Below are 12571 nucleotides of genomic sequence, written 5' to 3'. Positions count from 1 at the left end.
GTACTCAGTCGATATGGGTGGTCCCGGCGTGCCCGCGCTCCTGCGCGAACCACTGCAGCACGGGAATGGTGCCTGGCAGCACCGGCCGAACCTGCACCGGCAGCGTCTGCCAGGCCATCTGCTGCGCCTCGCGCATCTGGAACTCGCCCGTCCAGTCGTAGACCTTGCAGAAGTGCAGCCGCACCAGCGCGTGCGGGTAGTCGAACATCTCCACGTGCCAGCGCCGCACGCTGGCGACATCGATGTCGATCCCCAGCTCCTCGTGCAGTTCCCGCCGCAGCGCTTCCTCGACGCTCTCGCCGGCTTCGAGCTTGCCGCCCGGGAACTCCCAGTGCCCGGCGTAGACCTTCCCCTCGGGCCGGCTGGTGAGCAGGAAGCGCCCTTCGTTGCCCTCGCCGTCGCGCTCGATCAGCACGCCCACCGCCACCTCCACCGGCGTGCAGCCGTCCGGAAGCTGCGTGATGCGCCGCGCCTCAGACATGGTCCAGCCCCTGCGGCGGCTCCTCGTCGTCGGCCACCGCCGGCGGCGGCGCCAGGTCGCCCCCGTGCGCGCGCCCGGCCCAGTCGCGCGCGAACTGGTAGGCCACGCGCCCCGAGCGCGAACCGCGCTCCAGCGCCCACACCAGCGAGGCCTTCTGGGCCGGCACGATCTGCTCCTCCGGCACGCCCAGGTTGCGCAACCACTGCGCCACGATCGCCAGGTATTCGCCCTGGCTGAAGGGGTAGAAGCTCACCCACAGCCCGAAGCGTTCGGACAGCGAGATCTTCTCCTCCACCACCTCGCCTGGATGCACCTCGCCGTCGGCGGTGTGCGTGTAGCTGAGGTTCTCCTTCATGTACTCGGGCAGCAGGTGCCGGCGGTTGCTGGTGGCGTAGATCAGCACGTTGTCGCTGGCCTGCGCCACGGAGCCGTCCAGGATCGACTTCAGCGCCTTGTAGCCCGGCTCGCCCTCGTCGAAGCTCAGGTCGTCGCAGAACACGATGAAGCGCTCCGGACGCTCCGCGACCAGCTCCACCAAGTCGGGCAGATCGACCATGTCGGCCTTGTCCACCTCGATCAGCCGCAGTCCCTGCGGCGAGAGCTCGTTGAGGCAGGCCTTCACCAGCGAGCTCTTACCCGTGCCGCGCGCGCCGGTGAGCAGCGCGTTGTTGGCGGGCTTGCCGGCCACGAACTGCGCCGTGTTGCGCAGCAGCTTGTCCTTCTGCGGCTCGACCTCCTTGAGGTCCGACAGGCGGATGCCCGCCACGTGCCGCACCGGCTCCAGCACGCCGGCACCGCGGCGGCGGCGGTAGCGGAACGCCACCGAGGCGCCCCAGTCCGGCGCGGCCATCGGCTGCGGCAACACCGCCTCCAGACGGCTCAACAGCGCCTCGGCGCGCGCGATCAGGGAATCGAAATCAGGCATGGCAGGCAGGACGAACCGGGGGGTTATGCGAAAAGCTGCGCAGTGTAGCCAGCCCCGTACCGCCCTCCGCCGAGGTCGGACGCAGCCCGCTACACCCGCCGCACCACCTCGCCCGCCACCACGTACACCTCGTCCGCACGGCCCGGACGCACCGGATGCATGCCGGTGAAGGCGCCGAAGGCCGGCAGCACACCTACCGCCGGCCCGAAGTGGAAGCAAGGCAGGCGCAGCCGATCGAAGCCGCGCCCGATGGTGATGCAGGGGTGCAGGTGCCCCGCCAGCACGTAGGCGCCGGGCAGCGCCCGCGGGTGGTGGCACAGCGCCAGCCCGGCCAGTCGCAGCGGTTCGTCCACCACCTCGATGCCCAGCGCCGCCGGCGGGTCGCCGGCGCGGTCGTCGTGGTTGCCGCGCACCAGCACGATCCGCAGGTCCACCCGCGCCGCGCGCCAGGCCGCGAGTGCCGCCAGGGTGTCCGGCGCGTCGTGGGCGTGCGCCGAATGCAGTAAGTCGCCCAGCACCAGCAGCCGCCGGGCGCCGTGGCGCTCGATCAGCCCGGAGAGGACGTCGAGATTGCGCCCCGTGGTGCCCTGCGGCACCGGCACGCCGAGCCGCCTGAAACTCGCGGCCTTGCCGAAATGCGCGTCCGCCACCAGCAGCGCCTGCCGCGCCGGCCACCACAGCGCGCGCTCGGCCAGGAGCTGCAACCGCTCGCCGCCGCGTTCGATCCAGGTTTCGCCGCCATTCATGGCGGCGATGGTGCCGCCTTCAGCGCAGCACCAGGGCCAGCACGGCGTCCAGGTGCTCGGTGGGCGGACGGTTGAAGCCCGAGCGCGTGAAGCGCTGCAGCCGCCCCAGCGCGAAGGCGCACAGCACGGAGGCCTGCACCTGCGCGTCCACCGTGGGGGATTCGGAGCCCGAGGCCTGCGCCGCCTGGCGCAGGCACTGGCGCAGGTGGCTCTCCAGCCGGTCGAAGAAAGCGTTCATGCGCGTGTTGAGCCGCTCGTCCTCGTGCGCCAGCCCGTCGCCGGCCATCAGCCGCGCCATGCCGGGGTTGTGCTCGGCGAACTGCAGCAGCGCCGCCAGCGAGCGCTGCGCCTGCGCCGCGCCGGGCGTCTCGCGCTCGGCAATCTGGTTCAGCGACGTGAAAACGCTGGTCTCGATGAAGTCGATCAGCGCCTCCAGCATCTGCGCCTTGCTCACGAAGTGCCGGTACAGCGCCGCCTCGCTGATATCCAGCCGCGCCGCCAACGCCGCGGTGGTGACGCGCTCGCTGCCAGGCTGCTCCAGCATGGCGGCCAGCGCCTGCAGGATCTGGGTGCGCCGCTCACCAGGCCTCAAGCGGCGCCGCGCCGTCAGGTTCAGAGGAATGACGTCGGGCTCTCCGGCGGCTGCACTCAGGTCGGACATGGAACGCCCCCTTGGTTGGTAGTAATAACTACGGGATTCTTGCGACGCTTTGCCGCCAGTGGTCTGCTTCGCGGCCCATCGGAACGGCGGATTGCCGCCAAGCCGATCGCGTATTACGGCAGTTTCCTCGGAAATGCTTCCGTGTGACGAAAACCCCTCTGCCCGCTTAGCGGCACAGGGCAGCCAAGCGCCGCACCCGCCGATCCACGTAGGGCGGCCGGGCCGAGCAGCACAGCCCCGCGCGGTGCGCCCAGCGCTGCATCCACACGGTGCGCATGCCGATGCGCCGCGCGCCCTTCTGGTGCTCCAGCGTGTCCTCCACCAGCGCGCACTGGCGCGGCGCCAGGCGCAGCCGCACGCAGATGCGCTGCAGCATCCGGGGGTCCGGCTTGGGCCGCCAGTGGCCGAAGACGCGCATGTCCTCGATGGAGAACACGCCGTCGAACACGTCCAGGAAGCCCAGCCGCCGCAGCACCCGCAGCGCGTAGGCGCGCGGCGCGTTGGTCAGGATGTACTTGCGCCCCGGGAGCCGGCGCAGTGCCGCCACGTCGTGCGCGTGGCAGCGCAGCCGCTCCTCCAGCCCGGGCAGCAGGTGCGTCTGGTGCAGGAAGTGCGCGGGCTCGATGCCGTGGTGGCGGATCAGCCCCAGCAGCGTGGCGCCATAGCGCTGCCAGTAGCGCCGGCGCAGCGCGTCGGCCTCCGCGGGCTCCAGTGCCAGTTCCTGCGCGATGTAGTCCGTCATCGCCGGGCTGAGCACGCCGAAGACGGCGCTGGAGGCGTCGTGCAGCGTGTTGTCCAGGTCGAACAGCCAGGCCCGCACCGCGGGGCGCCGGGCCGGGCCGCTCGACGCGTCCGACATCAGTGCGAGCGGATCATGGTGCCGTAGGCCTGGTCGGTCAGGATCTCCAGCAGCATGGCGTGCGGCACGCGGCCGTCGATGATGTGCACGGCGTTGACGCCGTTCTTGGCCGCGTCCAAAGCCGAGGCGATCTTGGGCAGCATGCCGCCGGAGATGGTGCCGTCGGCGAAGAGCTCGTCGATGCGCTTGGCCGTGAGGTCGGTCAGCAGGTTGCCCTCCTTGTCCAGCACGCCCTTGATGTTGGTCAGCAGGACGAGCTTCTCGGCGCGCAGCACCTCGGCGAGCTTGCCGGCCACCAGGTCGGCGTTGATGTTGTAGGACTCGTTGTCCTTGCCGAAGCCGATGGGGCTGATGACGGGGATGAACTGGTCGTCCTGCAGCGCCTTGACCACGCTGGGGTCGATGCTCTCGATCTCGCCCACCTGGCCCATGTCGTGCAGCTTCTCGGGGTCGTCGCGATCGACCATCTTGAGCTTGCGCGCGCGGACCATGCCGCCGTCGCGGCCCGTGAGGCCCACGGCCTTGCCGCCGGCGGCGTTGATCAGGCCCACGATGTCCTGCTGCACCTGGCCGGCGAGCACCCACTCGACGACTTCCATCGTCTCCTCGTCGGTCACGCGCATGCCCTGGATGAACTGGCCCTTCTTGCCCACGCGCGTCAGGGCCTCGTCGATCTGCGGACCGCCGCCGTGCACCACCACGGGATTCAGGCCGACCAGTTTCAACAGCACCACGTCCTCGGCGAAGTCCTGCTGCAGCGCCGGATCCGTCATGGCGTTGCCGCCGTACTTGATGACGATGGTCTTGCCGTGGAACTGGCGGATGTAGGGCAGCGCCTGGGCCAGGATTTCGGCCTTCTCGCGCGGGGCCACATGCGACAGGTCGGGGATGCTCGGGTCGGGAGTGCTCATGGGAGTACGGTGCTGGAGGGGCCGGAAAGTCCGGCAGGAGGCGCCGGGGCGGCGTCAGGCGGCGCGCATTGTAGGTGGGGATGTTCAAGCCTCCGCGCGAGGTCTTGACGCGGCTTCGCGATACGCCTGCCGCACTGCGGCAAGCTCCGCGCCCAGCGCCCGAAACGCTTGATGTCCGTCAAGCGCTGCCGCCCCGGCGGCGCCCACACTGCCTCGCATGAAGACTGCTCAATCGTCCCTCACCGACCGCCGCCGCCTGCTGCAGGCCACGGGCCTGTTCGTCCTGGCGGCCTGTGCCGCGCCCAGGGTGCGCGCCGCCTCCCCGGCCGCCACGACCCGGGTGCAGATGTGGAAGTCGCCCACCTGCGGCTGTTGCAAGGACTGGGTGGCACACATGGAATCCGCCGGCTTCCAGCTGCAGGTCTTCGAAGTGCAGGACACCGCCGCGCAGCGCGGCAAGCTGGGCCTGGATGCCCAGTACGGCTCCTGCCACACCGCGCTGGTGGAGGGCTACGTGCTGGAGGGCCACGTGCCTGCCGCCGACGTGCGCCGCCTGCTGCGCGAGCGCCCGGCCGCGCTGGGCCTGGTGGTGCCGGGCATGGTGGTGGGCTCGCCCGGCATGGACGGCCCGGCCTACGGCGGCCGGCGCGACCGCTTCGACGTGCTGCTGGTGCAGCGCGACGGCGCCAGCCGCGTCTGGGCCACGCACAACGCCTGAGCCACCGCCCAACGACTCACACGGGTTCACAAGGTTTCGAACCCCGTATTCCGTTCGTCCTGAGGTATCGAAGGATGAACGGCCTTGGCTGTGCGGCAGCCCGCCGGGACTGGCCTTTCACATGCCGCCTGTTCCGGCGCGGTCATGCCCTCTCTCTACGATCGGGGGATGCAGCAACACGTCCACGACCTCACCCCTTTCCACCACAGCCACGACTGGCAGGACGCTGGTGCCGAGGGCCGCTCCCGCGCGCTGCGCACCGTCACGATCCTGACCCTGCTCACCATGGTGGTGGAGCTCCTGGCCGGGGCCTGGAGCGGATCGCTCGCCCTGCTGGCCGACGGCGCGCACATGGGCACGCACGCGCTGGCGCTGGGCGGCGCGCTGCTGGCGGCGCGGCTGGCGCAGCGCGCGCACCGCAACGAGCGCTACGCCTTCGGCGGCTGGAAGATCGAAGTGCTGGCCGCCTACACCAGCGGCCTGATGCTGCTGGCCGTCTCGGCCTGGCTGGTGATCGACGCCGTGCGCGTGCTGCTCGACCCGCACCCCATCGCCTATGGCGAGGCGATGGTGATCGCGGTGATCGGCCTGGTCGTGAACGTGGGCAGCGCCTGGCTGCTGCACCGCGGCGCCTCGAGCGGCGCGGCGCACGAGCACCACGGCCATGACGACGACCACGACGAGCACCACAACCATGGCCATGCCCATTCCCACGGGCACCACCACGGCCACAGCCACGCGCATGGGCACGGCCACGGCCACCACCACCACGACCACAACTTCAACGCCGCCTACCTGCACGTGATCGCCGACGCGCTGACCTCGGTGCTGGCGATTGCCGCGCTGGGCGGCGGCCTGCTCTACGGCTGGCGCTGGCTGGACCCGCTGGTGGCGGTGCTGGGCGCTATCGTCATCACGCGCTGGGCCATGGGCGTGCTGAAGGTCTCCGCCCACGCCCTGGTGGACGCCACCGCCTCCACCGAGCTGCGCACCCAGGTGCGCCATGCGATCGAAAGCGACGGCGACGCGAAGCTGGCCGACCTGCACGTGTGGCAGGTGGGGCCGGACGCGTGGTCGGTGGTGGCCTCCGTCGTGGCCGACGAGCCGCTGGCGCCGGCGCAGTACCGGCACCGCCTGGAGCACCTGCAGTCGCTGCGGCACGTGACGGTGGAGGTGCATCGGTGCCGGGGGTGTGGATTGGGAAACCGGCCCGGGGCGTGACGACGGCAATAAGTCCTCACCCCTTGCCCGCCGCCCTCATCCTCCCCGCCACCAACACCAGCGCCGCAATCACGAGCCCCGTGCCGATCAATTCGGACGCGCTGGGCACATGCCCCAGCACAGCGCCAATCACCAGCGCCGATACCGGCACCCAGTTGATGAACAGGACCCCGGTCGTCACGCCCAGCAGCCGCACGCCCAGGTTGTAGGCCAGCGCCGCCAGCACCGTGCCGATGGCGATGATGTAGAGCGCGGCCGGCGCCACTTCCCGCACGGCCTCCACGCTCGGCCGGTGTGCCCAGCCCAGTCCTGAGGCGAGCGCCGCGATCGCCAGCAGCCCCGGGAAGGCCAGCAGCGCCGTGTAGGCCGTGTACTCCAGCACCGAGAGCTGCGGCACCTTCGCCTGCCCGCGCGTGTACAGGATCCAGCCCAGCGTGCCCAGCAGCGCGATGGAATCGCCCGCCAGCGTGCTGCCGCCGCTCCCCGCGCCCGGCGCGCTCCACACCCCGGCCACCAGGCTCACGCCGCCCAGCGCCAGGCTCGCCGCGATCCAGGCCCACCACTGGGGGCGCTGCCCGTCGATGGCCCAGCGCATGAACAGCGTGCTCAGCGGCATCGTCGCCATGATCACTGCCCCGTGCGAGGGCACCGACATCGACAGCCCGATGAACACCAGGATGCCGAAGGCCCCGTAGCCCAGCAGCCCCAGCCCGAACAGCCGCCCGGCCTGCGCCCGCAGTTCCCCCGGCCGCAGTGCGCCACGCGCCAGCAGCAGGGCGGCCAGCAGCAGCGCCGCGCCGCCGTAGCGCAACGCCGTGAACCAGAACGGGTCCAGCCGCGTCAGCACCTGCTTGCCGGCGTGGAACAGCCCGCCCCACGCCGAGGTCGCCAGCAGCAGCGCCAGCAACCCCGTCCAGCGCTTGCGCGCCTCCTCGCCGGCCGGCGCCGCCGTTACGGCCGCGGGCACGGCCTGGGTCAGCGATTCGCTCATGCGTGCACTCCCAGGGAATCGGTCACGGAGTCGGCCCGCAGCACCGGCCAGCCGCGGAGGGCCGCCTCGCGCTCCAGCGCCGGATCGCCCGCCACCACCAGCGCGCGCCCCACGCACGCCAGCATCGGCAGGTCGGAGATGTGGTCGCCGCAGGCGACGCAACGCGCCAGCTCGATGCCGTGCGCGTCCGCCCAGCGCCGCAGCGCCACGGCCTTGCCCTCGCCGATCATCTGCGGCGGCACGATGCGTCCGCTCAGCCGGTCGCCCTCGGCCTCCAGCTCGGTCGCCAGGCAGTGGCCGAAGCGCAGCCGCTCCATCACCGGCGCCAGGATCTCGCGGCTGGAGCCCGACACGGCCACCAGCTGAAAACCGTCGGCGCGCAGTTCCTCGGCCAGCGCCAGCGCCGGGCGGATCCACAAGCCCTCGCCGCGCTGCGCCAGCAGCTGCGCGAACCAGGCCCGCGCCGCCTCCATCAGCCCGCGCCGCGAATGCCCGGCGTAGCCCTCGTAGAAAAGCCGGTTCAGCATCGGGCGCTCCAGGCGCTGCGCCAGCGCCTCGAAGTCACGGGCGAAGGCCGCATAGCTCTGAGTGCTGCCCTCGGCGCCGCCGTGCCGCGGCAGCCACTCGTCGAGGTAGAAGCGCTGGAAGGAGAACATCGACTTGGCGTCCAGCAGCGTGTTGTCCACGTCGAAAAAGGCGGCCCGCCCCATGGCTCAGCCCTCCGCCGGCACGGCCGCCACGGGCGTGCGCGCGCTGCCGGCCGCGGCGCCCAGGCCGCGCTCGCGGAAGTAGCGCGCCACCTGCGACAGGTCCCAGCCGCGCACGGCCTGCGCGCAGTAGCCGTCCGGGCGCACCAGCACGCTGGCCACGCCGCCGGGCAGGCTCTGGCTGCCCAGGCGCAGGCCCACCTCGCCCAGCCGGTCCTCCACCAGGCGCACGCCCGGCGGCAGTTGCTCGCCCAGGGCGCCGGCCTCGCGCGCCACCAGCACGATCTGCAGGAACGGAAATTCCGCCCGCAGCGCCGCCACCTCCGCCGGCGCCAGCGTCCGCAACGCCGACTCGTCCCCCACCGACTTCAGCAGCAGCAACGTGTAGGACACGCCGTGCACCAGGCTCGCCAGCGGGCGGTAGCCGCCGGCGTCCGGCACCCAGGCGTGCGGAATGCGCCCGCCCGCCGCCGGCAGCCCCGCGTCGCTGGGCGCCGACAGGCGCGCGTGCTCCCCGTAGGACTGCAGCAGCCCCGCCAGCAGCCGCGGCAGCACCTGCTGCACCTTGGGCGTGTCGTTGAGCTGGCGGGTGAGCTCCTGCCGCAGCTGGCGCTCCACCGGGTCGGTGGCGGTGATGTAGCGCGTGGTGCGTGCCGTCATGGCGCCCACGCGCTGCACCAGCTCCAGCCGCTCGTCCGCGTAGGTCTGCAGCAGCTCCGGGCCGGCCCAGCCCTGCTCGATGAAGGCCAGCTTCCAGGCCAGGTTGAAGGCGTCCTGGAAGCCGGTGTTGAGCCCCTGCGCGCCCAGCGGGCTGTAGAGGTGGAAGGCGTCGCCGGCCAGGAGCACGCGGCCCTTGACCGGGGTTTCGGCGCAGCGGTGATAGAAGGGCGCGCAGGTCAGCCACTGCGGGGAATGGACGCAGATGCCGCCCGGCCCGTTGCGGTCCACGATGGCCTGCAATTCCTCCAGGGTCGCCACCGGCCGGTCCTCGGTCTGGAAGTCCTCATAGCGCCGCTCGGTCTGGGCAATGACCCGGTGCAGCCCCTCGGGCATCGGCACCACCAGCAGGTAGCCGTTGGGCGAGAGGAAGAACTGCAGATCCTCCTTGGGGCCGTCCCAGTCCAGGCGCACGTCGCCCAGGATGAAGGCGCGCCCGTAGTCGCCGCCGGGGAAGGCGATGCCGCTGAGCTCGCGCACCGTGCTGCGCCCACCGTCGGCGCCCACCACCCAGCGGCTGTGGATGGTCTCCTCGCTGCCGTCGGCATGCCGCACCACGGCTTGCGCCGCCTCGGCCGTGTCCCGCAGCGACACCAGCTCGGTGCGCCACTCCACGTCCCCGCCCTGCGCCTGCAACCGCTCCAGCAGCCGCCGCTCGGTACGGCTCTGCGGCAGCCCCAGCACGAATTCATAGGGCGAGCCGATGCCGCTGAAGCCTGCGGACATGATGGCGCGGCCCTCCTCCTGCAGCCGGAAGCGGTGCAGCGGCCGGCCGTCGGAGACGAGCTGCTCGCTCAGCCCCAGCGCGTGCATCGACTCCAGCGTGTTGGCATGCACGCCCACCGCCTTGGAATACGGCGTCGGGCCGTCGCTCCTCTCGACGATGCGCGACTTGACGCCATGGCGGCGCAGCATGGCGCCGACGGCCATGCCGACCGGGCCGCCGCCGACGATGAGGACGGGCACCTGGGACTGTTTCATCGGGATCTCTCCTTGGGCTTGCGCGTGCTTCGCGCCGCGGCCCGGCGGGCACCGCGCACACGGGCGCGGCAGGACGGGGCGCACGCGCGCCCGCCCTTGCGGCGATGGATGGGGGGAAACGAAAAGGGCTGCTGCAGCAGCGCCTCAGACAGCGCCCACTTGGTTCTCGAGCCCTGAAAGCCCGTTCGTGCCGACCCTTCGATACCTCAGGGCAGGGTGCGCCCTGCGGTCGCATCGAAGTACGAACGGGCCCTGCGGCCTACCGCGCAGCCGGGGCCGTTCACCCTTCGATACCTCAGGGCGAACGGAATACAGGTTTGAACACCTCATGGGATCCGTACCAGGCATCAGGACGCCTGCACCGCGCGCGCGGCGCCGTCCTTCACCGTGGCCAAGCTCTGCAGCAGCACGGCCTGCGCCATCTGCTCCTCGCGCTGCAGGAGGCGGCCTTCCTGGATGGCGGTGTAGGCCACCTGCACCTCGGCCACGCACTCGCCGTGCTGCAGGAAGCGGATGGTCGCCTCGGCCGCGACGCGGTCGGCGCGGCTGTGGTCCACGTCGCGCAGCGCGATGTCGATCTCCGTGCCCACCGGGAAGGCGAAGCGGTGGTAGCTGACGTCCAGCCGGTTGATCACGAAGTAGTACTTCTGCTTGGCATCCAGCAGGAACCACTCGGTGACGGCCAGGAAGCTCTGGCGCGCGGCCTCGATCAGCAGCATTCCCTGCAGGTGGCAGCCGGTGGTGTGGTCCGACATCACCTCGCACTCGTCGTCCACGACCAGGTGGCAGTGGTAGCGCTGCACCCCGACCTGGCTCGGGTCCGTGATCAGGATGTTGTGCCGGCGGTGCTTGTGGGCGAAGTGCCGCCCCGTGCGCAGCCCCGTGCCCGGGGCATCGACGAGTTCCAGCTGCAGCCCGCGCGCCTCGGCGCGGTTGCGCAGGTAGGCACGCCAGCACTCCGACACGCCCTGGCCGATCAGCAGCCGTTCGGGGATCTCGGAGGCGGGCGCTTGGCCATCGAGCATCGCGGCAATGCGCGACACCGTGACGGCGCCATCCAGGGCACCAAACTGCGAGAAACGGTCCCCGACGACGAGCATGGAGCGGACTTTTTCCATCGTGTTTCCTCTCTGGACGTACGGACTGCCTGGTTTCTTCTGCGTGGGCGCCTGGGGAAGGAGATGGCGCAGGCGCCCGGGAAAAGCAGCCACGGCGGCGGTGCCGCCGCCGCTGCCACTGGGTCAGGCCGCGCGCTGGAAAGCGTGCGCGTGATCGGCGGCGAAGCGCGCCAGCGTCAGCGCCGGGCGGCCCAGCGCCGACTCCACGGCCGCGGCGAGCACCGCGGCGCCATGGCCGGCGCGGTAGATCTCGAACAGCTCCAGGAAGGCCTCCACCAGCCACGGGTCCATGCCGGAGGACAGCATCCCGTCGCGGGCGGCGGCGGGCTCGACGCTCACGAAGCGCACCGCCTTGCGCAGCGCGCCGCCAATGGTCTCGGCCGCCTGCGCGTAGGTGAGCGCCTCGGGGCCGGTGATCTCGCGCACCGAGGGCGCCACGTCGTCGCGCAGCACCTCGTGCACCAGCACCGCCGCCACGTCGCGGGCGTCGATGAAGGAGATGGCGCCCTCCCCGGCCGGGGCGTAGATCACGCCGTCGCCGGCGATGCTGTCGGCGCTGCCCAGCAGCACCTGCATGAACAGGTTGGGCCGCACGAAGCTGTGGGCCAGGCCGCTGCGCTCGATGTGCTGCTCGATCGCGTAATGCTCCTGCGGCAGCCGGATCGGCGCCTGCGGGCCCGCGCCCAGCCCGGAGAGCTTGGCGATGCGCCGGGCGCCGGCGGCCACCGCGGCATCGACCACCGCCACCTGGTGCTGGCGCATGCGCGGATGCGCCGGCGAGATCAGCACCACCCGCGTGGCGCCCTGCAGCGCGCGCGCCAGGCTCTCGGGCTGCTCGAAGTCGGCTTCGACCCATTCGACGCCGCGCAGGGAGGGCGCCGCGGCGGGCTTGCGGCTGAGCGCCCGCACGGGAAAGCCTGCGGCGGCGAGCTGTGACACGACGTGCGTGCCCACGTTTCCGGATGCTCCGGTGACAACGATCATGGAAACCTCTTCAGGTGAGGAAAAAGGCGGAAGGGCCTGCCGCCCTCCCGGGCAGGAAAAGCGGGTTCAGTCGGCGGCCAGCAGGCGTTCCATGCCCTGGATACCGTTGCCGAACAGGGCCGAGAGGTCGCGCGCCACGGCGGGGGCCTCGGTGCCGGCGGGCACCTCGTACCAGGCCTGCCACACCAGCCGCGAATGCCGGGCATCCACGGGCAGGACCTGCAGCTCCGAGACGTAGCGCCGCACCGGCAGCGGGCCGCTGAGGATCGAGTAGGCCAGCCGCCGCTCCTCGTGCGAGAAGCGCTCCAGCCGCTCGACGTAGGCCGTGTCGTTGCGCATCACCACCGTGCGGTAGAGGCCGTCGCGGCGCTCGTCCACCACGCAGCCCGCCACCAGCGACTGCCACTCGGCGATGCTGCAGAAGCGCCCCAGGCGCGCCCACACCGCATCGGCGCCGAGGGCAAAGGTGTGCTCCACGCGCACCTGCGGCGCCTCGGCCGCGTGCGCCGCCGGCGCGCCCAGCGCGGCCAGCGCCACCGCCGCGGCCACGG

Annotated in this window: 14 protein-coding genes; 2 read left to right on the top strand and 12 right to left on the bottom strand. The window is 71.7% G+C overall.

Going from position 1 to position 12571, the window contains the following annotated elements; all coding sequences use genetic code 11:
- Positions 1-4: 4 nt before the first annotated feature.
- The 6 genes from Q0741_RS13515 to argB all read right to left on the bottom strand — a co-directional run bounded on the left by Q0741_RS13515 (position 5) and on the right by argB (position 4583).
- Positions 5-481, bottom strand: coding sequence for an NUDIX domain-containing protein (locus Q0741_RS13515; protein ID WP_298233728.1), 477 nt, complete (start codon positions 479-481; stop codon positions 5-7).
- On the bottom strand, positions 474-1406 hold the full coding sequence (locus Q0741_RS13510) for an ATP-binding protein (protein ID WP_298233727.1): 933 nt from the start codon (positions 1404-1406) through the stop codon (positions 474-476). Before Q0741_RS13510 ends, Q0741_RS13515 begins: the two co-directional genes overlap by 8 nt.
- Positions 1407-1495: 89 nt before the next feature.
- A complete protein-coding gene (gene pdeM, locus Q0741_RS13505; protein ID WP_298233726.1) occupies positions 1496-2152 on the bottom strand; it encodes a ligase-associated DNA damage response endonuclease PdeM in 657 nt (218 codons plus the stop codon).
- Positions 2153-2171: 19 nt separating this feature from the next.
- Positions 2172-2813, bottom strand: a complete 642-nt coding sequence (slmA, locus tag Q0741_RS13500) for a nucleoid occlusion factor SlmA (RefSeq protein WP_298233725.1) — start codon at positions 2811-2813, stop codon at positions 2172-2174.
- A 166-nt stretch (positions 2814-2979) separates the two neighbouring features.
- Entirely contained in the window at positions 2980-3672 is a 693-nt protein-coding gene (locus tag Q0741_RS13495; RefSeq protein WP_298233724.1) for a pyrimidine 5'-nucleotidase, read from the bottom strand.
- Positions 3672-4583, bottom strand: a complete 912-nt coding sequence (gene argB, locus Q0741_RS13490; RefSeq protein WP_298233723.1) for an acetylglutamate kinase — start codon at positions 4581-4583, stop codon at positions 3672-3674. Before argB ends, Q0741_RS13495 begins: the two co-directional genes overlap by 1 nt.
- 217 nt (positions 4584-4800) lie before the next feature.
- On the opposite strand from argB, the gene Q0741_RS13485 reads away from it, so the two are divergent.
- Positions 4801-5301 carry a DUF411 domain-containing protein gene (locus Q0741_RS13485; protein WP_298233722.1) on the top strand — a complete coding sequence of 167 codons (501 nt, stop codon included), beginning with the start codon at positions 4801-4803 and terminating at the stop codon, positions 5299-5301.
- A 168-nt stretch (positions 5302-5469) separates the two neighbouring features.
- On the top strand, positions 5470-6522 hold the full coding sequence (dmeF, locus tag Q0741_RS13480; protein WP_298233721.1) for a CDF family Co(II)/Ni(II) efflux transporter DmeF: 1053 nt from the start codon (positions 5470-5472) through the stop codon (positions 6520-6522).
- A gap of 16 nt (positions 6523-6538) precedes the next feature.
- Here dmeF and Q0741_RS13475 read toward each other — a convergent pair whose 3' ends face one another.
- The 6 genes from Q0741_RS13475 to Q0741_RS13450 all read right to left on the bottom strand — a co-directional run.
- Positions 6539-7513 carry a DMT family transporter gene (locus Q0741_RS13475; RefSeq protein ID WP_298233720.1) on the bottom strand — a complete coding sequence of 325 codons (975 nt, stop codon included), beginning with the start codon at positions 7511-7513 and terminating at the stop codon, positions 6539-6541.
- Complete coding sequence (locus Q0741_RS13470) at positions 7510-8223, bottom strand: HAD family phosphatase (protein ID WP_298233719.1); 714 nt, start codon at positions 8221-8223, stop codon at positions 7510-7512. Before Q0741_RS13470 ends, Q0741_RS13475 begins: the two co-directional genes overlap by 4 nt.
- A gap of 3 nt (positions 8224-8226) precedes the next feature.
- Positions 8227-9918, bottom strand: coding sequence for an FAD-dependent monooxygenase (locus Q0741_RS13465; protein WP_298233718.1), 1692 nt, complete (start codon positions 9916-9918; stop codon positions 8227-8229).
- A 347-nt stretch (positions 9919-10265) separates the two neighbouring features.
- Positions 10266-11036, bottom strand: coding sequence for an AfsA-related hotdog domain-containing protein (locus Q0741_RS13460; RefSeq protein WP_298233717.1), 771 nt, complete (start codon positions 11034-11036; stop codon positions 10266-10268).
- Between the two features lie 123 nt (positions 11037-11159).
- Positions 11160-12020, bottom strand: coding sequence for an NAD(P)H-binding protein (locus Q0741_RS13455; protein WP_298233716.1), 861 nt, complete (start codon positions 12018-12020; stop codon positions 11160-11162).
- A 66-nt stretch (positions 12021-12086) separates the two neighbouring features.
- Positions 12087-12571: SRPBCC family protein (locus Q0741_RS13450; protein WP_298233715.1), on the bottom strand; the 485-nt coding region annotated here is incomplete at its 5' end.

It is taken from the genome of uncultured Azohydromonas sp. (assembly GCF_937926365.1).
In the GTDB taxonomy this organism is placed as follows: domain Bacteria; phylum Pseudomonadota; class Gammaproteobacteria; order Burkholderiales; family Burkholderiaceae_C; genus Azohydromonas.
Note: the sequence above shows the minus strand (reverse complement) of the source record. Positions and strands in the feature narration are given on the sequence as shown.